This is a genomic window from Rhizobium sp. BK181 (assembly GCF_014193305.1).
Lineage (GTDB): Bacteria > Pseudomonadota > Alphaproteobacteria > Rhizobiales > Rhizobiaceae > Rhizobium.
Map to the genome: position 1 here is coordinate 234,189 of NZ_JACHZA010000004.1, position 20,575 is coordinate 254,763.

Sequence of the window (20,575 nt, forward strand, 5' to 3'; positions counted from 1 at the left end):
TTCTGGAGGTTGAACTTGAGGGTGGCTATGCTGCGAGCAGGGCGCCGATCTCCTGCACCAATGTGTCGACATGGGCATATCCGTTGCCAATCCGGTGCAGTTTGCCTTGGTCAGAAAGAAACAAAGTCGGAAAACTCGATACTCCCATAGATCGCGCCCTGACGAAATCGGAAGCAGTAGCATCGATAGTGCTCTTGGCTTGCCACACCGTGAGGAACTCGTCCTGTGTGATGGGATAACCGGCAGCGCTTAGAGCCTCGGCACCGACTTGTGCGAGGACCGCACCATCGGTCGTATCGAGGGCATCGACGTAGAATGCGTGCTGGATGGCGCGGAAGACCGGCAACAGATCGGCTTCCGGCTTGAGAATACGCGCCGCCACGACCGCCCGGCAAACGGGCTCGGTGTCATAGACGAAGCCCTGACGGGCCATCAATCCGTCCCGATTGAACGGCAGGCCGCTCGCCTGTTCCACCCTTCCCCAGTGTTCCAAGCGAAAACGCTTGCCGGCATCATCAAGCACGTCGGTCGCACCGGCGCGCAAGCCTCCGACGACGATCTCAAGCGACATGTCGGGATGACGCTCCTGCAGGGCCGTCATTTCCTTTCCGAAGCCGTAGCACCAGGAGCACATTGGATCGGCGACCAACACCAGTTTCATTTTTCACCTATTGAGCTTTGTCTCGACGGCGACTGCGGCCGTCCGGGCTCGCAGTCGCGGGATAAAATTGGTCCGGCCGAGCCGGGGCGCCCGGCCTACCAGCGACCGGCGTTCTGGCCGCCATCGACGTGGAGGATCTCGCCAGTGACGAAGCTCGCACCCTCGAGATAAAGGACGGCATCGACGATATCGCGAATCTCGCCCATCCGGCCTACCGGATGCAGTGTGGAGAGTGCTGCGTGCGTTTCCTGCGGATGCATCGGCGTCTTGATGATGCCCGGCGAGACTGCGTTAACGCGAACGCCGCTCTTTGCGTATTCGATAGCCAGCGACTGGGTAACGGCGTTCAATCCTCCCTTCGTCAGAGAGGCGAGGGCGGCCGGGACCCCTGCGATCGGCTGGTTCACCAAGCTCGTCGTGATGCTGACGATATGACCGGAGCCCTGCTTCAGCATTTCGGTCGCCGCGCGCTGGGTGATGTGGAAGAAACCGGCGACGTTGACGCCCATGTTGTGGTTGTAGTCTTCTTCGGTGAATTCAGTGAACGGCTTGGCAAGAAAGACACCGGCATTGTTCACCAATGTATCGATGCGACCGAAACGCTCGCGTGCTTCGCGGACGACGCGTTCGGCGGTTTCCGGTTTGCTAATATCCCCGGGTACGGCGATGATGCCGGTGTCGGAGCTAGGCTCGATCGAGCGTGAGGTGGCGACGACGCGGTAGTTGCGGTCGCGGTAGGCTCGAACCAATGCTGCGCCGATGCCTTGTGATGCGCCGGTGATAATGGCGACCTTCTGTTCCGTGCTCATGATGGGATCCTTTCAAGTGCAGCGGCCTTTCAGTGCTGGCCGCCCTACGCCCTCGGCGTTGGTGCATTTGATTTAGATCCATCCGATCAGTGAGAGAATTGACGTTGATTGATCAACAATCAACCGTATTTCGGCACAATCAGGCGAGCATGCCAGCCGCTGTTGCCATGCGCGCGAACTCGGAACGCAGCCGCGGCGTTGCGAAGTCCACAAAGGCGCGGACCTTGGGCACGGACATGCGGCCTTGTGGTGCGAGCAGATGCACAGGCAAGGGCGGGTGTTCCGCGTCCGCGAGCACGATCTTCAGCTGACCGTCGCGCACGTAGGATGCGACATGGTAGGAATAGAGTCTCGTCAGGCCGCCGCCTGCAGCCGCCGATGCCGCGGCAGCGCGAACGCTGTTGAAGATACAGCGCGGCGTAAAATGCACGACCCTGGGGATGGTGGTCCCCTTCGCCGGTATGAAACTCCAGGAATCCAGCCCGAAGTTGCTGAACGCGATGATCTGATGTTTTGCCACGTCGCCCGGCTCGTCGATGCGCGGATGAGCTGCCAGATAGCGGGGGGAGGCGACCACGACGCGTCGCACATCGCCACCGAGACGGGTGGAGACGTGCGAAGAGTCCGACAGGTGGCCGATACGCACCGCGAGGTCGACACCCTCATCGACCAGGTTGACGAAGCGATCCAGCATGAGAAAGCGGACAGAGACGGTCGGGTGAAGGTTGAGGAAGTCGTCCAGTATAGGGCGCAGTACCTCTTCGCCGAGGATCGGTGGTGCCGAGATGGTCAGAGTTCCGCGCGGAGCCGCGCGCTCGCCGCCCGCCAGCATGTCGGCTTCTTCAAGATCGACCAGTACGCGCCGGCAGGCTGCTGCATAGCGTTGGCCCGCCTCGCTCAGCTTCAGCGTTCGAGTGGTCCGATGCAGCAACTCGACACCAACATGCGCCTCCAAAAAGCTTAGCGCCCGGCTGACCGCCGTTGGCGATCGCTTCAGATTGCGGGCGGCGCCGGCGAGGCTGCCCTCGTCAATTGCCGTCACAAACACCTTCATTGCGTCGATGCGATCCATTGTGCCGCCTCGCGGAATAGTGATTGCCCGGCGGCGAGTATTCACCCGAAATTGGACGGAAGTAAATATCGGGGAATGAAACCAGGAAAGCCTGAGCCAGTGCGCTATCTGTGGATGGGCCCGGCGGTGGTTCGAAGGATCGGGTTTCAGGGGGCAAAGCCTTGCAGCGCGCCATGCTCGCGTGCGGGCGAAGGGACATGTCAGCCGCATCTTATGGTTGCTCAACAAAGGGAAACTGACGATGAAGATCCTGATGGTTTTGACTTCGCATGATAAGCTCGGAAACACCGGCGGGCCGACCGGCTTCTGGCTGGAGGAATTTGCCGCCCCCTACTACGTGTTCAAGGATGCCGGCGCCGAGATAACCCTTGCATCCCCGAAAGGCGGGCAGCCTCCCATCGATCCGAAGAGTGACGAACCAGCCAATCAGACAGAGGCGATGGCGCGCTTCAAGGGCGATCCAGCGGCGCAAAAGGAGCTTGCCAACACGGTGCGGCTCAGCGGGGTCAAGGCAGATGGTTTCGATACCGTCTTCTATCCCGGCGGACACGGCCCGATGTGGGATCTCGCCAATGACCAGGACTCGATTGCCCTTATCGAAAGCTTCTACAGTGCAGGCAAGCCGATCGCCTTGGTCTGCCACGCACCTGGGGTTCTGAAAAAGGTAACCCACCAGGGGCAGCCGTTGGTCAAGGGCAAGCGTGTCACCGGTTTTGCAAACAGCGAGGAAGAGGCTGTCCATCTTACCGAAGTCGTGCCCTTTCTCGTGGAAGACGAATTGAAGCGTCTGGGCGGGCATTTCGAGAAGGCCGCCGATTGGGTCGATTTTACGATTGTCGACGGTCGGCTGATCACGGGGCAGAACCCGGCTTCATCAGGCTCGGCCGCGAAGAAACTGCTGAAGCTCCTGAACTCCTGAACCGCTGGCCGCTTGCATTCTGATACAAATCGGGCGGAAAGCGACACAACGGAGATACTTCGGGCTGGTCCCTTGCAGCCACCAACAACGACCAATGCGTAAGCATCGGTCAACTGCAGGGGATGACTATGCTGCTGTTCCTTATTGCCTACCTTGCAGGGGCGCTGACGATCGTCAGCCCCTGCATCCTTCCGGTCCTACCCTTCGTTCTGTCGCGGGCAGGCCAGCCCTTTGCGAGAAGCATCCTGCCGATGCTGGTCGGCATGATCGTGACTTTCGCGGGCGTGGCAACGCTTGCTGCCGTCGGCGGCAGCTGGGCGGTGCATGCCAACGAAATCGGTCGATATGCCGCCATCGCGCTGATCGCCGGCTTCGGCGTGACGCTGCTCTCGCCGCGCATCGCGGCAGTCGTGACGCGGCCAGCCGTCGCCCTTGGCAGCCGCCTGTCGCAGCAGGCGAGCGGCAAGGGTGGCGTCAGCACCTCCTTCCTTCTCGGCGTTGCAACCGGCCTTCTCTGGGCGCCCTGCGCCGGCCCGATCCTTGGACTGGTCCTGACCGGTGCCGCCCTCCAGGGGGCGAACGTTCAGACAACGCTCTTGCTGACCGCTTACGCGGCAGGTGCCGCGACCTCGCTGGCGATGGCTGTCCTTGCAGGGGAGAAGGTGTTTGCCGCGATGAAGCGATCGCTCGGCGTTGGCGAGCGTCTACGCCAGGGTCTTGGCATAGCCGTGCTGGCCGGCGTTACCGCCATTGCCCTTGGGCTTGATACCGGACTGCTGTCGCGTCTCTCCTATGCCAGCAGTGCCGGCATCGAACAGTCGCTGCTGGACAAGCTGCATGATTCGAGCGGTGTTGCAAAGCCGGGCGGCAATGCCATGCAACTTGCCGCGAACGATGCGCGTAAGGGATACCAGAGCGACTTGCCGGTCCTTGGCCGCCTGCAGTCCCTCGACGGTGCTGTGGAGTGGCTGAATTCCAAGCCGCTCAGCGCGGAAGAATTGCGCGGCAAGGTCGTTCTCGTCGACTTCTGGACCTACTCCTGCATCAACTGCATTCGGACAATCCCTTACGTTCGGGCCTGGGCGGAGAAGTATCGGGACCAGGGATTGGTCGTGATCGGGGTCCATTCGCCCGAGTTCGCCTTCGAGAAGCGGATCGGCAATGTCCGTCAGGCAATCGACAAGTTCCAGATCGGCTATCCTGTCGCGATCGACAACAACTTCAAAATCTGGAGGTCGTTCGCCAACAACTACTGGCCGGCCCACTACTTCATCGACGCGAAGGGCCAGATCAGGCACACCCAGTTCGGTGAAGGAGACTACGAACGGTCCGAACGGGTCGTCCAGGATCTGCTGGCGGAAGCAGCAGGCAGCAAGAAGGCCGATGCAGCCACCGTTGAACCTGACGCCAAGGGTGCCGAGGCTGCGCCCGACCTTGCCCGCCTGCAGTCCGGAGAATCCTACATCGGCTACCTCCGAGCTGCCAACTTCATCTCGCCGGAAGGCGTCAAGGCTGACGCTGCTCGCGATTACACCGTGGGAAAGCCGAGCCTCAACGAATGGGGGCTTACCGGAAAGTGGACCGTCGGCGGAGAGCAGGCCTCACTCGATCAGGCTGGCGGCGGCATCACATATCGGTTCAGTGCCCGGGATCTGCATTTGGTCCTCGGACCCGGGGCGGACGGCAAGAAGGTCCGCTTTCAGGTGAAGGTCGATGGGGCCGCACCGGGAGCCGATCATGGCTCGGATATCGATGCAGACGGCAATGGCACGGTTTCCGAAACGCGGCTCTACCAGCTGGTGCGCCAGTCGGGAGAGGTGCGGGAGCGGACGTTCGAGATCCGTTTCCTCGATCCCGGTGTCGAAGCCTTCGTATTCACCTTCGGATGAAAGGATAAAATCATGAAACATCGAGAAAAAACTCGTTCGTCGTTGCTTGGCTCCATCGGAAAGCTAGGCATTGTGACCCTTGCCGTGATCGGAGGCGGCGGTCTTGTGCTCAAGCTAAGTGGCGGAGCGGCAGCGGAAGAGGCCAGGCGCGTTCCTCCGGTCCTCCACGATGTCGCCGCGACCCCAGCTACACAATCGCTGGTCCTTGCCGGCGGGTGCTTCTGGGGTGTCCAAGGCGCTTTCCAACATGTCGCCGGGGTTGTCAGCGCGACGGCAGGCTACGCAGGCGGGAGTGCCGCGACAGCCACCTACGAGATGACCGAGACCGGGCAGACCGGTCACGCGGAAGCAGTGGAGATCGTCTTCAATCCGCAGCAGGTCAGCTACGGTCAGTTGCTGCAGATCTTCTTCTCCGTGGTTCACGATCCGACACAAGTCGACCAGCAAGGTCCCGACGCTGGAAAGCAGTACCGCTCGGCAATCTTTCCGCTGAACGACGAACAGGAGAAAGTCGCCTCCGACTACATCGCTCAGCTCCGCGGTGAAGGTGCTTTTGCTCGCCCGATCGCGACCTCGATTGAGGTCGGGAAGATGTTCTATCGTGCCGAGGCCTATCATCAGGACTATGTCTACAACAATCCCAACCAACCCTATGTGTACGTCTATGAGCAGCCAAAGATTGAGGCGCTGAAGCGGCTTTTCCCGGAAGAGTATCGGGAGCACCCAGTTCTCGTCGCAGAAAAGGCGGGCTGATTTTTCCACGGCAATGTCGCGAGCATGGTTCGCCCGCGACATTCCGACCTGGGCCGGCCGCCAACATGGCTGCACCTACACAACGATACAGTTCTTCGGGGATTCAAACACATGCGGGATACGCGCGGCCGTCACGCTCGAGTTTCCCGGAAGATTTGAATTTCCTGGCAGTTGGCCCGGATGGGTCAAGCACTTGAGGAGATAAGCAATGCGCCTTCTAGTCACTTCCTTCGCCGTGCTCGCGCTGGCAGCTGTTCCATGCGCCTGGGATAGCGCTCCCGGCGAACCACCCCCGATTGCCGCACTCTTCTCGCTGCTATCGCCTTCAGCCGATGCGGGCGCAATGCAGTTCGCGCATACTGCCGATGCTGCCTCGGCCAAGGCGGCTCCCCAAAGCTCTCACAAGTGAGGAGATCGGCAATGAAATTGTTCGAGGACAAGATCTCGTCGGCGGCGTCGCGCGTCAGGATCGCGCTGGCGGTGAAGGGGCTCGACGTTGAGCGCGAGACAATCGGCATCCTTGGTGCCGATGCCGTCAATCGGAAGCCCGAATATCTGCAGGTCAATCCGCAGGGACTCGTTCCCGCCCTGCTGACCGACGAGGGCGTGCTGCTGACACAGTCCCTGGCAATCATCGAATATCTGGACGAACGCTACCCAGAGCCACCGCTACTTCCGGGCAGGCTTGAGGATCGCGCCTTTGCGCGGGCCGTCGCCTTGGCAATCGCGGCGGACATCCATCCGCTTCTCCCGCCTCGGGTGACCGCGCGTTTGAGCGCTATCGGTGTCGGGTCGGCGGATGTCGCGGACTGGAGCCGCCACTGGATCGGCGTCGGCTTGACGGCGGTCGAAGAACTTCTTCGGCGGAGACCCACCGGCAAATACGCGGTTGGCGATATTCCAACGGTGGCCGATATCTGCCTGTTCCCGCAAGCCGTAAACGCCGAGAGAAATAGCCTTGCCCTCGATCAATGGCCGCGCATAGCGACTATTGTCGCCAGCCTTCGCGAGATTCCGGCTTTTGTCGACAACGGTCCCGTGCCGCGAACATGAGCATTCGCCGAATTTAAACGTCCCTCGCAAGTCGCTCACTGATAGATTCAACAGGAGGAGCCTAAATGCTTGATAAAGCAAAACAGTATCCAAAACTCGGATCGCAGACGATTTTCGTCAACGAGTTGACCAACGGCATTCTGGACCCAGCGGCGCCGATGCTCGGGCCGGTCGCCGATGGCGGCACGATCATTGCCAACACCGCTCCCGGGTGCTGGGGTCCGATGATCACGCCGGAAATTCGCGGAGGACATGAGGTGACGCGCCCGGTCGCGGTGGCAGGTGCGGAGGTAGGTGACGCGATTGCCATCCGCATCCGCTCGATTGTCGTAACCTCGTCGGCCACGGCATCCGGCAACGACGAGCCAATGGCGGGCCGGTTCAACGGCGATCCTTTCTGTGCGGCCGTGTGCCCCGGTTGCGGAGTGGAGTGGCCGCGCACGCGTGTCGAAGGCATCGGGCCGACGGCGATCCGTTGCGAAGCATGTGGGGCGGATGCGTCACCGTTTACCTTTACCAACGGCTATACGATCGCGTTCGACGACGAGCGACAGGTCGGTCTGACGGTGGGCAACGCCGAGGCGGAAGCCTTCGCGGAAGATGCCGATCGCCTGATGGCGCTACCGGACGCGTCCATCCAGCATCCTATCCTGACTTTCGCACCGGCTGATCTCGTTGGTATCGCCACGCGGTTGCGGCCTTTTCTCGGGCAGTTGGGGACCACGCCGTCGAAGGCCATGCCGGACTCGCACAATGCCGGCGATTTCGGCGCGTTCCTGGATCATGCGCCCCACATCTACGCGCTGACGGCAGAGGAGATCGCCGAGCACAAGACGGACGGCCACCTCGACGTGAACACGGTCCGCGAAGGAGCCGTTCTGGTCTGCCCGGTCAAGGTTCCCGGTGGTGGCATCTATCTGGGCGATATGCACGCGCTGCAGGGAGACGGCGAGATTGCTGGTCATACCTGTGACGTGGCTGGAACGGTCACCCTTGAAGTGCATGTCATCAAGGGGCTCGACATCGATGGGCCCATCCTCTTTCCGGTTCTCGATGACGTGCCGTTTCTGGCGCGCCCGCTCGACGAAGCCGAGCGGACAAGGGTCCAGGCGCTTGCCCGCAAGCACGGGGTGCGAAAGGTCGAGGACGATGCGCCTGTCTGTTTCATCGGCACCGGTCCGAACCTGAACGATGCCACCACGAATGGCCTTGAACGGGCCGCCGAACTCCTGGGGATCACCGTCCCCGAAGTGATGAACCGTGCCACATTGGCCGGCGCCATCGAAATCGGCCGTCACCCCGGCGTGGCCAGGGTGACGTTCCGGGCACCGCTCAACTTGCTGGATGCCAAGGGTATCGGCGCGTTCGCGCGGGGTGTTTACAACATTCCGTCCGCCAGTGCCTGAAGTCATCCGCTGACAAAATGCGCCGGCAATGCCGGTCGCAGCGATCTTTGAGGTCGGGTCATGTCGTTGGCCCGGCCAATCTTGTTTCAGCAAGCCTGGGTTGTCGCGAACTGCTCACGAAAGTGCGCGAATGTATACCAATGTATCGCTAGACCGATACCTACATTGGCTTTCAATTCCAGGTATAGGACACACATTTGATACACACAGGTAGTGATTTATGCAGATGTCTTTAGCACAGATCGGAGAGCAGTGATGGCAGAGGAAATCAATCAACAAAGACGGCGGTTCGTGGGCGTGGCAGCACTGACCGTTGCCGCCGCGCAATTTGGCGCAATCGGCACGAGCGTTGCTCAGGCCGCGGCGCCGGCGGCGGCTCGAATCCCCACCATCGCGCCAGGCACCAATACCTCATTTGGCTCGATCAAGCAGATCGACGCAGGTCTGCTCAATGTCGGCTACGCCGAGCTGGGCGCGAGCGACGCGCCTCCTGTCATTCTCCTGCATGGTTGGCCCTACGATATCCATACCTATGTCGATGTTGCACCGCTGATTGCCGCCGCAGGCTATCGCGTCATCGTGCCTTATCTGCGCGGCTACGGCGCAACACGGTTCCTCTCTGACAAGACGATGCGCAACGGCCAGCAGTCGGCGATTGCCGCCGATATCGTTGCGCTCATGGATGCGCTGAAGATCGAAAAGGCGCTGATTGCCGGTTGCGATTGGGGAGCCCGCACGGCCTGCATTATCGCCGCCCTCTGGCCCGAGCGCTGCAAGGCCCTGGTTTCCGTCAGCGGCTATCTCATCGGCAGCCAGGAAGCAAACAAGGCACCCTTGCCGCCGAAGGCGGAGCTTGCCTGGTGGTATCAGTTCTACTTCGCCACGGATCGTGGCCGCGCGGGCTATGAGAAGTACCGCAGCGAATTCGCCAAGTTGATCTGGCAGCTTGCATCGCCGAAATGGAACTTCGATGATGCAACCTTCAATCGCAGCGCCGCCGCCTTCGAAAACCCCGATCACGTCGACATTACCATTCACAACTACCGTTGGCGCATCAGCGCGGCTGAGGGTGAGAAGAAGTACGATGAGCTCGAAGCGCGGCTCGCGAAGTTCCCTGTCATCGGCGTACCGACTATTACACTGGAGGGCGATGCCAACGGTGCCCCCCATCCCGAGCCGGCTGCCTATGCCAAGAAGTTCTCCGGCAAGTACGAGCATCGGCTGATTACCGGCGGCATTGGTCACAATCTGCCACAGGAAGCGCCGCAGGCCTTTGCACAGGCCGTGGTCGACGTCGACCGGCTCTAACCGGTCACCTTGGGGTGGTCGCGGCAGCAAGCAGCGGCTCCCCACATCCCTCCATTCCAGACATTGCACTCGGCGTTGGCGTTCCAATGCACTTTCGCCAGGTCTGGTTTCGAGCGCCCATTGCCTCGCCAAGAAGCGGCCGGGCCGTTCGTATCACATTGTATCGGGATCAGGTTTCCGCGGCAGTTGGCTACATTTTAGCACCGAGACGAAACATTCCAGACACGTGCGGGACGCCATCTGCGTCTCGGCAGCGAGCCGTTCATTCTATCGAAAGGAAGAATATCATGAGCGACAATCAGAAGGTACTCTACACCGGCAAGACGCATACGACCGGCGGCCGCGATGGCGCATCGCGTAGCTCCGACGGCCGCCTCGATGTCAAGCTTTCCTCACCAGGTAGCGCGGGACAAGGAACGAACCCCGAGCAACTGTTCGCCGCCGGTTGGTCCGCCTGCTTCATCGGCGCAATGGGCTTTGCTGCGAAGAGCCTTGCCGTTGCGATTCCGACCGATCTCGCGGTCGACACCGAAGTTGATCTCTGCAGCAATACAGGCGGTTACGCACTTCAGGCACGCCTAAACGTCAGTCTGCCTGGCGTCGATCACGAAACTGCTCGCGCGATTGTCGATGCGGCGCATCAAACCTGCCCGTATTCCAAGGCCACGCGCGGCAATATCAACGTCACCATAAACCTCGTCTGACGAGATAAGAAAAACGGTGCCCCCGTCAGGCGGGACGTGATGTTGAGAAGCGGCAGCCGCAAAGGGCTGCCGCTTTTTTCTGGTATCGAGCAGAATGTCACCGATGTGCGAGGCGGTTCAACCGCCGTTCAGCCGATGGCGATTTCGGCGACGAGGCCGCCGCCGTCGCGGTTACGCAACGTCAGCGATCCGCCGATCGCTGTGACCAGTTGGACGGCAATGGCGAGGCCGAGGCCAGTCCCGCCAGTGTCGCGGTTGCGCGATTGCTCGAGACGGAAGAAGGGCTTGAGGACAGCTTCCAATTGATCTTCGGGGATGCCGGGACCGCGATCGAGTACTCTAACGACCACGTCGCTATCGGTACGGCGCAGTACCTCGATCTCGGCGCTGCCACCAAACTTAAGGGCGTTGTCGATGAGATTGGTCAGAACTCGTCTCAAGGCGTGCGGTCGGGTCATGATCGCGCCGCCGCTCATCTCTGTGATTGTCACGTCCTTGCCGGTATCCTGGTAATCGTAGACGAGGCTCTCGATGAACGAAGAAAGGTCAATGCGCGAGGCTTTTTCGACATTTCCATGGGCGCTGCGAGCATAGGCGACGCCTTCCTTGACGAGACGTTCGATCTCGCTGAGATCCTGCATCAACTTGTCCCTGTCGCCGAAATCCTCGGCCATCTCCGCCCTCAGCTTCATGCGCGTGATCGGCGTTTGCAGATCGTGCGATATTGCCGCGAGGATCTGCACGCGTTCCTCCAGATATTGGGCAATGCGCTCGCGCATTGCGTTGAAGGCGGTTGCGGCATAGGCGACTTCCCTCGGTCCCGTTTCGCTGAGGCGAGGGGCTTTCACATTCGGATCGAGCGTATCGGCTGCTTTTGCGAGGTTGACGAGAGGACGAATTGCCTGATGGACAGCAAACCAGCTGCAAAGCACCAGCAAAGCCAACTGCGCGGCCAACACATAGGGGAGCCAATCGGCCAATGGCATGACGCCATGCGGGTTGATGTCTATCGTCAACGGCGCGCCATCGCTCAGGGTCAGATGTGCCTGGAGCCTCAGGGTGTTGCCGGGAACTGTCTCCACCTCGATGGGAAATTTTGCACCGATCGCCGCCCGAACCATGGAAGCGATCTCGGTGGTGCGTGCGTCGAGCGCCGGATTGCCGGGCAGGCCTGCTCCCAGCACGAAACTATAACTGCCTCGATCAAGACGATCGAGCCAATCGGCTCGTTCGTCGGCCGGCAGCCGATCGAGTATGGCGATCGACGTTGCAACGTCGTTTTCGAGCGTGTTGAACATGACGGACTTGGCGGCCGCGTATCGTTCATAAAACAGCACCGTGAACGACATCGTATGCGCGATCGCTACCCCGGCAAGCAGGATAAGAAATAGCCGCGCCCCCAGGGTGCGCGGCCATAGGCGAAATCCATTCAGAAAGGCGTGTGTCGCCATCAGCGGGCCTCGGTGATCTCGATCGGCATGGAGAAGACATAGCCTTCGCTGCGGACAGTCTTGATATAGGTCGGTTCCCGGGCATCGTCGCCAAGACGCTGGCGGACGCGGCTGACGAGAAGATCGATCGAACGGTCAAAGAGCTCGGCGTCGCGGCCCTGTGTCAGGTTAAGCAACTGATCGCGGTTGAGCACGCGCTGGGGGTGGTCGATGAAGACGCGAAGCAGCCGGTATTCGGCACCGCTGAGGGCGATCACCGTCCCGTCTGAATCGATGAGGTGGCGTGCCGTCGTGTCGAGCTTCCATTGGCCGAAACTCAGCAGTTGGCCGGCTTCCGACACCTGCAGGTTCGGCGGCAGCATGCGCGTGCGCCGAAGGACAGCCTTGACGCGGGCCAACAACTCCCGCGCCGAGAACGGCTTGGCGAGGTAGTCGTCCGCACCCATCTCCAGACCGATGATGCGGTCCATCTCGTCTGTGCGTGCTGTCAGCATGACGATGGGAACAGCCTTGTGTCGTCCGGCACGCAACTCGCGGCTAAGCACGAGGCCGTCGTCGCCCGGCATCATGACATCGAGGATGATCAGATCGACGGCGTTTGCTTCGAGAAAGGAGCGCATGTGCCGCCCGTCAGCGACCGCGGTTACGCGCAGGCCATTCTTCTTCAGGTAGCTCGATACGAGCTCCCTTATTTCGCGATCGTCATCGACGATCAGGATGTGGTCGATGTGCTCCATCGCGCGATCTCCGTCATTTTTCTGCTAGTGACGCCGTTGATGTGTCCGCCGTGTGTTTGTCGCCTCATGGCTTGCATGGCGCTGTATCCAGCCAACCTTGAGATACATTTTGATACGATGTCCGCACTTTCATTTCGCCTGGTAAGTAATGGAAATCGCTCACGTCGCCATTGCTGATATGCTTGGCTGGCAGCTACTTGGCAAACAGGCTGTCGATCAGTTCGGTGGTCGAGCCTTGCCAAAGCTCGCCTTCTCCGGTTCCTGCCCACAGCGACAGGAAATCTGCCGAGCCCCTTGCTGCTGACGCGCCACGCAGGTCGCGCGTAAACTTGTTCTGGGCGGGAAACGGCATGACAGCGTCCATCTTCGGCGTCATCTCCTCCATGAAACGGTTCTCGATGCCTCGAGCGAATCGACCGGAGAAGACACGCGTCGTTCGGGTCTGTCGCTTTGGCGCACTGAGTGCCGACCTGTAAGGGGCCGACGTTCCCGCCTCGTGCGCTGCCAGAAAAGCCGTTCCCATCTGAACCGCCTGAGCGCCTGCGACGAGGGCGGCGCGAACGTCCGCAGCGGTCATGATGCCGCCTGCTGCAATCAACGGCACGTGCACCTTTCCCCTACATTGAGCGAGAAGGTCGTGAAGTCGGACTTCCGGATCGGCGGCGTCGGGCTCGAAGATGCCGCGATGGCCGCCGGCCTCGAAGCCTTGCAACGTGATCGCGTCAACATTGCTGTCTTCGAGGGCCCGCGCTTCCTCGTGTGAGGTCGCGGTCCCGATCAGCAGAATGCCGGCTTCTCGTGCGGCTTTCGTATGTTCGGCTGCCAATACGCCGAAGACGAAGCTGAATACAGCTGGCCGGATCTTTAGGACGGCTTCGAACTGGGCGTCGAAATCCTCCTCGAACGGTGCGGAGAACTGCGGGGATGCTAGCCCGAGTTCTGAGCGATAGCCGGCAGTGGCGGCAATCGCTCGCTTCACCGCAGCCGGATCGACCGTTGGAGCGGGGTGGGGAATGAAGAGGTTGATCGCGAAGGGCTTGTTTGTGCGCTGTCGGACCTTGTCGGCAAATTCGACGATCGTGGCGGGATTGGAGTAGGCGGCGCCGACGGAGCCCAGCGCGCCGGCAGCCGATGCTGCTACCACCAGTTCCGGCGTTGAGGGGCCGCCAGCCATTGGCGCGACAATAAGGGGATATTTCAATCCGAGCTGGCGAAGGGGTTCGCTGTCGACTTCTGTTGGCACGTCCGATCTCCTTGTCCAGCACTGGGGAATTCGTCGGTTTGGCACGTTTATGCTGTCCGGACAGGCCTGAGGAATGCCGCAGGCTGCCGGTCCGGCGACTATTTGCGCCTATTGTCTTGCTTTCACAAGGAGGTTGACTTCAGCCCGAGGGCGGAGGAGCGATCGCGGACGGCACGACGCTGGCGCTAGTGGCTCATCAGCAGGGGAACTGTAGCGTGGGAGAGCAGCCGATAGGTGACGCGGCCGAGAAGCAGCTCGAGCAGATAGCCGTGCTTGAAGGCTCCGGTCAGAATGCAGGTGGCATTCACCGATGCACCAAAGTCGAGGATGGTGTTGCCGACCGAGCGGCCTGTTGAGGAGGTCACGACGATCTCCGCATCGAGCCCCATCTGGCGGCAGATTTCCCTGGCAGTGGTTTCGTAGTGCCTATTCGGCTTGTCGTCGACGCAAAGCACCGTAATGCGGTCGGCAGCGGCAAGCCAGCGCCTGGCGGCGACGATCGTGCGCCGTGCGTGGTCGTGCGGCTTCCAGCCGATCAGCACGTGGTCAAGCAGACGTCCGCGATAACCATTGGCCGGCGGGATGAGCACGAGCTTGCCCTCATGGAAGAGGACGTTATGGAAAACATCACGGGCATCGAGATTGCCCCGATAGGGAGTGACGACAAGTGATGCGTTCCGGCAGACGCTGCCCACGCAGCGGCGGAGGTCGCCCTGGTAGTCGCCAAGCACCAGGCTTTGCCGGTGCGGCGCGCTCAGTTTCCATTCGTCGAACAGCTGTTTGACGCGCTCGAACCGCTCGTGCGGCGAGCCTTCGTCCAGGTCCCGCAGCATCTGCAATTCGATTTCCTCGGCTGAGACCAGCATCGCCAGCGGATCGGCGCCGATATGGACAGCGGCGATGCTGTCCTGCACCGCATCAGCCGCATCGTCGGCCAAATCGAGGCAGGACTGTGCCGAGGCCGGATCGGGCAATAGCACAACGATATCGGCATGTTCGGTGAGATCACGAACGTTGCGCGGCACGGCGGCTGGATCAGGCGGGTTGACGCCTTTTGACCAGTTGCCGTCGGTCGTTGTCGTGATCACTGTGGCCCTCCTTCATGGATCGGCCTGAAAAATCTACCCTGGAACAATACGCCAATCTGATCGGTGTTGAAATCGTCTTGGCGCCCAAAGGCGATCTATTTTAAGCGCCAAAGCCAGTGCCGGGACCGGTCGTGACGCCGATTCCGGCGGTCTTGCGCCTTGATTGCGACCTGCTAGAATCTGTTGCGGCAAGCTTTTGTGTTGGCTGCATTTTTTGTTCCCTCTGGCCATGTAGGGCGCGCGATGGAAACGCCAGTTATCCCAAAACTGAGCTACGGCGCGGAACCCGGATTGCGTTTCGCCCTGCTTTTGAACGGCTGTGGCGGTTGCACGCAGTTGGACATTGCCGAGGCGCGGCGATGGAAACCGGAAGACGGGATCATCTGGCTGCATCTCGAGCGCGATCATGCGGCGGCTGCCGATTGGGTCAAGAAGGAAAGCGGCCTCGATAGCTTCGTGACGGAAGCCCTGCTCGAAGAGGAGACGCGACCGCGTGTCGAGCCTGTCGATGACGGCCTGTTGATCATCCTTCGGGGCGTATGTGCGACCGCCCCCGACGAGGAGCCGGAGGAGCGGACCGACATTGATCTCGTGCCGCTTCACCTGTGGGTCGACGTCAACAAGGTCATCTCACTTCGAGACAGCGGACATTATATCACGGCACTTCGCGACATCCGCCTCGCTCTCGAGAAGGGCAAGGGTCCGCAGCGCACCGGAGACCTGTTGGCGCTGATCGGCGACAAGCTTGTGCGTGACCTGGAGCCGGTGCTCGACTCGATGGACGAGGAGGTGGATGAGCTCGACGACATGATCTTTCATGGTGAGGCTGGCGAGGTGCGCGAGCGTCTCAAGCTCTTGCGCCGGCGTTCCGTGCAGCTGCGCCGCTATCTGGCACCGCAGCGCGACGCACTAAACCGCATCGAACACGACGACGCGCCGTGGCTGCTCGAGCGTGACAAGCTGCGGATGCGTGAGGTGATCGACAAGCTGATGCGGTTCATCGAGTACCTCGATGCCATCCGGGACCGCACGGGGATCCTCCACGACGACCTCTCGACAGTGATCAGCGAGCGCATCGCGCGAAATTCCAATCGGCTGGCGGCGCTGGCCGCCCTGCTGCTGCCGCCGAGCGTCGTCGCCGGCCTGTTCGGGATGAATGTCGGAGGTATTCCGGGGGTCAATGACACCTGGGCATTCGTCATCATCGTGGCGTTTGTGACGATCACCTCCATTGCAACGCTTTGGGTGCTTCGACGGATCGGTTGGCTTTAGGCGGAGGTCGCGTCAGGTGCGAATGGCATTGCGGGTTGTGAGCATGCGCCTCCCGCAATGCCGCGCCGATCAATTCGATGCAAAGCAGTAGAACAGGCCGTCGCCTCCGGTCCCGTTGAAGGCTTTCACCGTGCAGCCGCCGCGTGTCGGATGCGACGAGTTCCACGATTTGGCTTCCGCCGAGTCGTTCAGTCCCGTCCGGTCGCTATGGCCCACGATCGCGACACCGTCTTCGCCGCCCATCGTCCAATTTCCGCAGGTCTCAGGCGCCGCAGTACCATCGGCCTTTGAACCGGTCAGCATGTCGTGGCGGTTCGGCGTGTCCCCACGGCCGTTGATGACCGCACCTTTCTCGCTAAGCGCGGTCTGTTTGGTCAGGTTGTTCTTGTCGCTGTGCAGGGAGGCCACGTCGTCGGCGATTTTTTCGCCTTTAGCGTTATACCATGGCCCGGAACCGATGCGATCTTTGGCGTTTTCAGCGTCGGTAGACAGATAGGCCTTCCAGGTCTTGCCGGTCGAACCGGCGGCTGTGGCAAGCGTGTTGCAATATGCGTCAGCGCCGGCGAGGCCGCCGAGATCGCCGCCCTTGCCCGGATTTACACTGGTCACGAAGAAACTCATGGCGTTGTCCTGAGCGTAGACTGCGCCGGCCGAAAGGGCCAAAAGGGCCGCGATATAGGCAAACCTGCGTTTCATGGCGTCTCTCCCTGGTTGAATTTCTACCGGGACGAAGGGTATTGCAGGTAAACCTCGGCGTAAAATCGAAATCGCGTGATAGGGCGATCCCCCTCGGTAGGGTCAAGGGGAGGGGCAGGCGCGGTGGGCTGGTTTTTGGTACTGTCAGCGCAGTCTATTCCGCGGCCTCTTCCGGGTGGCTGATCGAGCCACGAACGACACCATACTGGCTACCCCAGCGATCGGTCATCGTGCAGCGGATATCCCATAGCTCGGGAAAGAACCGGTGCCGAGCGCCGCCTTCCAGCATTTCGACGGGGCGGCCCTTCAGCGATTTGGAGCCGAGGCCGATCGAGCGGTGGATCAGGTAAAGGTGGTTTGCGCGGAATTTCTGGAACAGCTCGTCGAATTCAACCAGGGCCTCCGCGACGACATAGCTGTCCCCGTGGTCGTATTTGCCATCATAGATATCGTCGATCGTCAGATTCCGGCCGTCGAGATAGTCGGCCTGGAAAGCTCGCCAGAGATCGGGTGGCATTCGCAACAGGAGCTTGAAGCCAGGCGACTCCTGACCGCTGCCGTTGCCGAGCTGAAGCCGGACTTGCTGGTATTCCTTGGGCGACATCGTTTCGAGAAGGTCGAGTTGCGCCGTCATCATCCGCATCAGGCGGTGGACGCGGCCCATCAGCGTCACGACGCGATGCGTGTTTTCCTTCTCCAGATAATCGATGACGTCGACCAGTGTATAGGCAATCAGCTTCATCCAAAGTTCTTCAACCTGGTGGACAATCTGGAATTGCAGCTCATCCGCATTCGCCATCTCCGCCAGGGGCTTCTGACAGCTGAGCAGCTTGTCGCACTGCAGGTAGACGCCGTAGTCGCGCATGTCGGGCGCTTCGATGCGGGCGTAGTAATCTTCCTTGTTCATGAATGCTGCTCCGGAGTGTCGTTGGCCTACAACTATCCAGTCTAGGCGCTTTGACTTGAACATTGTTCCTTTCTGTTATCAAAATGCAGAATTGTGCAGAACGACTGCCAGCATGGAAGGCGATTCATGGAACAAATGACACTCGATACGCTTGATCGAAAGATCATCGGTGCGCTGGAGGCCGATGCCAGGATTTCCTTTGCAGCACTGGCGGATCATGTCGGTCTCAGCAAAACGCCCTGCTGGAAACGTGTGAAAGCGTTGGAAGATGCGGGCATCATTCGCGGATATGCGGCCCGGCTTGATCCCGCAAAGCTTGGGTTCGGCATCGAAGCCTTCATTCAGGTCTCGATCGATTTCGAAGTGTCGGAGGAGTTTGAGGCCGCGGTCCGCCGGCACCCGCTCATTTGGCGTTGCCACGCAACGACCGGTGAAGCCGACTATCTCCTGCATATCGTCGCGGTCGACATGGCGGCCCTGGACAGGATGCTTCGCGAAGAATTGAGCCGCCTGCCGGGAGTGAGGCGCACGATCACGTCAATGGCAATGCGCGAGATCAAAGGCGAAATCTCGTTCGCCGCTGCGCAAAGCCGCACACAATCGACGAAACGCTGATCGAGCTAGCCTTTCGTTTCAGTCAAGTCGCCGTGATTTCAATTTCTCGTTCTTGACAATGGATTTGCCCGGCAAATATCTGTGGTGACCGGCTTCAGACGCAAGGCCTCAGCACAGCATGATCGACACCCGCTTTTCGACTGCTCTACAGATTGTCATCAGTGTGGCCGTCAACGAAGAGGCAAACCTCCGGACCACAAGCCAATCACTTGCGCAGGGGCTTGATACAAGCGCGAGCTTCGTCCGCAAGCTGTTGCAGCCGCTCAATGAAAGCGGCATTCTCGCCACCGCCCAAGGCGGCAAGGGCGGTATCAACCTAGCGCGACCGCGCGACCAGATATTGCTCAGCGAGATCTATGCTGCCGTGACCGGCGACAAGAAAATCTGGGCAACCCGCCACGATATTCCGCACGAGGGGCTCGTAGGGGAGAATATCGGCGACCTCTCGGAGTTTCTTTGCGATCGGGCAGAACAGGCCGTCGTCGACATGCTGGGTTCGGTGACCATCGATGATAGCGTCGCGGAGCTGCGTCGCCTCGAGGCGAAGAAATCTGTCGACCACGAGCAGCCGGCGGATGCGAGCCTTGCCCTCGATCGTCACGCCGCCGAATAGCTTCACAGAGTGAAAGGGGCGGCCGGGCAGGGAACCCGAGCCACCCCTCCTAACTGATCGGAGGTCAATCTGATCAGAAACTTTCAAGCGCGGCGCCGCGCTGCCACTCCCTGTGACCTTAACCACAGAGAGAGGCGGAAACGCGGCGCCGCTTTTGATTAGAATGCGCGCTGGAGGCGGAAGAAGCCCGTCGTCACGTCGTCGATGTTGTCGCCGTCGAGGTAGTTGACGGTTGCCTTGGCGTAAAAGTTGTCGACGATCTGATAGTCAACCGTCAGACCGACCTTCCAAGCGTCGTTGTCCGAAAAGTCAGCGTCGGTAGCGGCGTTAACTACGCCGTAGCTGCCGTAATACTGAGCGGCCGGGGTGATCTTCAGCTTGTCGGTAGCCTTGATAGCGTATTCTGCGGCAATCGCCCACTCGGAAGCAGAGTAGTACGCGCCCGGATCGGACGCCCAGACGGCTGCGAGACCGAGGGTGCCCGGACCAACGGCGACGGTGCCCATGGCGCGGACAGCGCCGGCTTCGTTGTCGGTGTCGTAACCAGCGGTTACCTGGTAGGAGAAGATGCCTGCCTTGCCGCCGATGCCGATTGCTACGCCGACGTTGTTCGGAACTTCGCCGTTGTAGAACGGGCTGTCTTCCAGCTCGTCGACGCTGATGCCGGCGTAGAAATCCGTGGCTTCATACTGATAACGGATCGAGTTGTGCAGCGTAACCTTGCTGCCGATGTCGTCCGTTTCGCCCGAGAGACCATCGTCCCACCAGCTGTAGAACAGACCGGCGCGGAAGCCGGCGATGTCGATGTAAGCGGAGTCGAGCAAAGCCGCCTGCGAGGAGGCATTGTCGGCATTCGTCTGCAGGACGATAACACCGGTGAGCGGGCCGTATTCGGTGTCGCTCTTGGCAGTGAACTGGACCTGACCACGGGTGTAGGCGTCCCAGTCAGAGTCGTTGGCGACGTTGGCGCCGCTGCCCTTGGTCGCGCTGGCGTTCGGGCCGGCGTTAACCTGGAAACGGATGTAACCGCTGATCTTCAGGCAGGTTTCGGTGCCTGGGATGTAGAAGTAACCGCTGCCGTAAGCGTCGCACACGCGAACGTATTCAACCGGCTCCGGCTCTGCAGCAACGATGGCGTCAGCGGCCTGGGCGCTCGAGATGGCAGCCAAAGCCGCCGCCGAGCTCATAAGGATCATCTTAATGTTCATTCTCAGTCCAATCTTCTGTCGATTGGGCACAGGTCATCACTGCCGAAAACCGGCTCTACCTACCCCAAATTGTTTCGTACAAGCCCTCGCGGGAAACGCGGTACGTCCGCGGCGCCAAATTACATTTCCGATTAAATGTATCAATAATAGATACAGTCAAAATTGAGTTTT

Annotated in this window: 21 protein-coding genes; 11 read left to right on the forward strand and 10 right to left on the reverse strand. The window is 60.5% G+C overall.

The genetic code is table 11. The features are described from left to right. Window positions 1–25: 25 nt before the first annotated feature. From FHT77_RS13555 to FHT77_RS13565, 3 genes are all read right to left on the reverse strand, one after another. Entirely contained in the window at window positions 26–661 is a 636-nt protein-coding gene (locus FHT77_RS13555; protein WP_183755518.1) for a DsbA family protein, read from the reverse strand. 95 nt (window positions 662–756) lie between these two features. Then, window positions 757–1,470, reverse strand: a complete 714-nt coding sequence (locus tag FHT77_RS13560) for an SDR family NAD(P)-dependent oxidoreductase (protein WP_016555027.1) — start codon at window positions 1,468–1,470, stop codon at window positions 757–759. 139 nt (window positions 1,471–1,609) lie between these two features. Next, a complete protein-coding gene (locus FHT77_RS13565) occupies window positions 1,610–2,542 on the reverse strand; it encodes a LysR family transcriptional regulator (RefSeq protein ID WP_183755519.1) in 933 nt (310 codons plus the stop codon). Window positions 2,543–2,783: 241 nt separating this feature from the next. Between FHT77_RS13565 and FHT77_RS13570 the strand changes: the two genes are divergently transcribed. From FHT77_RS13570 to FHT77_RS13605, 8 genes are all read left to right on the forward strand, one after another. After that, window positions 2,784–3,461, forward strand: a complete 678-nt coding sequence (locus tag FHT77_RS13570) for a type 1 glutamine amidotransferase domain-containing protein (protein WP_183755520.1) — start codon at window positions 2,784–2,786, stop codon at window positions 3,459–3,461. 128 nt (window positions 3,462–3,589) lie between these two features. Next, window positions 3,590–5,350, forward strand: a complete 1,761-nt coding sequence (locus tag FHT77_RS13575; RefSeq protein WP_183755521.1) for a cytochrome c biogenesis protein DipZ — start codon at window positions 3,590–3,592, stop codon at window positions 5,348–5,350. Between the two features lie 12 nt (window positions 5,351–5,362). After that, a complete protein-coding gene (gene msrA / locus FHT77_RS13580) occupies window positions 5,363–6,103 on the forward strand; it encodes a peptide-methionine (S)-S-oxide reductase MsrA (protein WP_183755522.1) in 741 nt (246 codons plus the stop codon). A 208-nt stretch (window positions 6,104–6,311) separates the two neighbouring features. Beyond that, window positions 6,312–6,512: a hypothetical protein gene (locus FHT77_RS13585; protein WP_183755523.1), complete on the forward strand. Its 201-nt coding sequence runs from the start codon at window positions 6,312–6,314 to the stop codon at window positions 6,510–6,512. A gap of 11 nt (window positions 6,513–6,523) precedes the next feature. Then, window positions 6,524–7,156, forward strand: coding sequence for a maleylacetoacetate isomerase (maiA, locus tag FHT77_RS13590; protein ID WP_183755524.1), 633 nt, complete (start codon window positions 6,524–6,526; stop codon window positions 7,154–7,156). 65 nt (window positions 7,157–7,221) lie between these two features. Next, window positions 7,222–8,562, forward strand: a complete 1,341-nt coding sequence (locus FHT77_RS13595; protein WP_183755525.1) for an acetamidase/formamidase family protein — start codon at window positions 7,222–7,224, stop codon at window positions 8,560–8,562. A gap of 255 nt (window positions 8,563–8,817) precedes the next feature. Then, window positions 8,818–9,870 carry an alpha/beta fold hydrolase gene (locus FHT77_RS13600; RefSeq protein ID WP_183755526.1) on the forward strand — a complete coding sequence of 351 codons (1,053 nt, stop codon included), beginning with the start codon at window positions 8,818–8,820 and terminating at the stop codon, window positions 9,868–9,870. Between the two features lie 287 nt (window positions 9,871–10,157). After that, window positions 10,158–10,574: an organic hydroperoxide resistance protein gene (locus FHT77_RS13605; protein WP_183755527.1), complete on the forward strand. Its 417-nt coding sequence runs from the start codon at window positions 10,158–10,160 to the stop codon at window positions 10,572–10,574. Window positions 10,575–10,702: 128 nt separating this feature from the next. On the opposite strand, the gene FHT77_RS13610 is transcribed toward FHT77_RS13605, so the two are convergent. The 4 genes from FHT77_RS13610 to FHT77_RS13625 form a co-directional block, all read right to left on the reverse strand. Then, window positions 10,703–12,025 carry an ATP-binding protein gene (locus FHT77_RS13610; RefSeq protein WP_183755528.1) on the reverse strand — a complete coding sequence of 441 codons (1,323 nt, stop codon included), beginning with the start codon at window positions 12,023–12,025 and terminating at the stop codon, window positions 10,703–10,705. Continuing rightward, a complete protein-coding gene (locus FHT77_RS13615; protein ID WP_183755529.1) occupies window positions 12,025–12,762 on the reverse strand; it encodes a response regulator in 738 nt (245 codons plus the stop codon). The genes FHT77_RS13610 and FHT77_RS13615 overlap by 1 nt, the downstream gene beginning before the upstream one ends. A gap of 193 nt (window positions 12,763–12,955) precedes the next feature. Next, window positions 12,956–14,005 carry an NAD(P)H-dependent flavin oxidoreductase gene (locus FHT77_RS13620; protein ID WP_183755530.1) on the reverse strand — a complete coding sequence of 350 codons (1,050 nt, stop codon included), beginning with the start codon at window positions 14,003–14,005 and terminating at the stop codon, window positions 12,956–12,958. Window positions 14,006–14,190: 185 nt separating this feature from the next. Beyond that, the gene (locus FHT77_RS13625; RefSeq protein WP_183755531.1) at window positions 14,191–15,093 is read right to left on the reverse strand and encodes a universal stress protein; all 903 of its coding nucleotides are present in this window, start codon (window positions 15,091–15,093) and stop codon (window positions 14,191–14,193) included. A 243-nt stretch (window positions 15,094–15,336) separates the two neighbouring features. Here FHT77_RS13625 and FHT77_RS13630 point away from each other — a divergent pair, with 243 nt between their 5' ends. After that, window positions 15,337–16,365, forward strand: coding sequence for a CorA family divalent cation transporter (locus FHT77_RS13630; protein WP_183755532.1), 1,029 nt, complete (start codon window positions 15,337–15,339; stop codon window positions 16,363–16,365). Window positions 16,366–16,434: 69 nt separating this feature from the next. Here FHT77_RS13630 and FHT77_RS13635 read toward each other — a convergent pair whose 3' ends face one another. Together FHT77_RS13635 and FHT77_RS13640 are read right to left on the reverse strand one after the other, a co-directional pair. Next, complete coding sequence (locus tag FHT77_RS13635; protein ID WP_183755533.1) at window positions 16,435–17,061, reverse strand: hypothetical protein; 627 nt, start codon at window positions 17,059–17,061, stop codon at window positions 16,435–16,437. A gap of 154 nt (window positions 17,062–17,215) precedes the next feature. Further along, window positions 17,216–17,968, reverse strand: coding sequence for a tryptophan 2,3-dioxygenase family protein (locus tag FHT77_RS13640; protein WP_183755534.1), 753 nt, complete (start codon window positions 17,966–17,968; stop codon window positions 17,216–17,218). Between the two features lie 126 nt (window positions 17,969–18,094). On the opposite strand from FHT77_RS13640, the gene FHT77_RS13645 reads away from it, so the two are divergent. Continuing rightward, on the forward strand, window positions 18,095–18,583 hold the full coding sequence (locus FHT77_RS13645) for an Lrp/AsnC family transcriptional regulator (RefSeq protein ID WP_246719826.1): 489 nt from the start codon (window positions 18,095–18,097) through the stop codon (window positions 18,581–18,583). A 118-nt stretch (window positions 18,584–18,701) separates the two neighbouring features. Then, the gene (locus FHT77_RS13650) at window positions 18,702–19,196 is read left to right on the forward strand and encodes an Rrf2 family transcriptional regulator (protein ID WP_183755535.1); all 495 of its coding nucleotides are present in this window, start codon (window positions 18,702–18,704) and stop codon (window positions 19,194–19,196) included. 158 nt (window positions 19,197–19,354) lie between these two features. On the opposite strand, the gene FHT77_RS13655 is transcribed toward FHT77_RS13650, so the two are convergent. Further along, on the reverse strand, window positions 19,355–20,404 hold the full coding sequence (locus FHT77_RS13655) for a porin (protein ID WP_183755536.1): 1,050 nt from the start codon (window positions 20,402–20,404) through the stop codon (window positions 19,355–19,357). Between the last annotated feature and the right edge of the window lie 171 nt (window positions 20,405–20,575).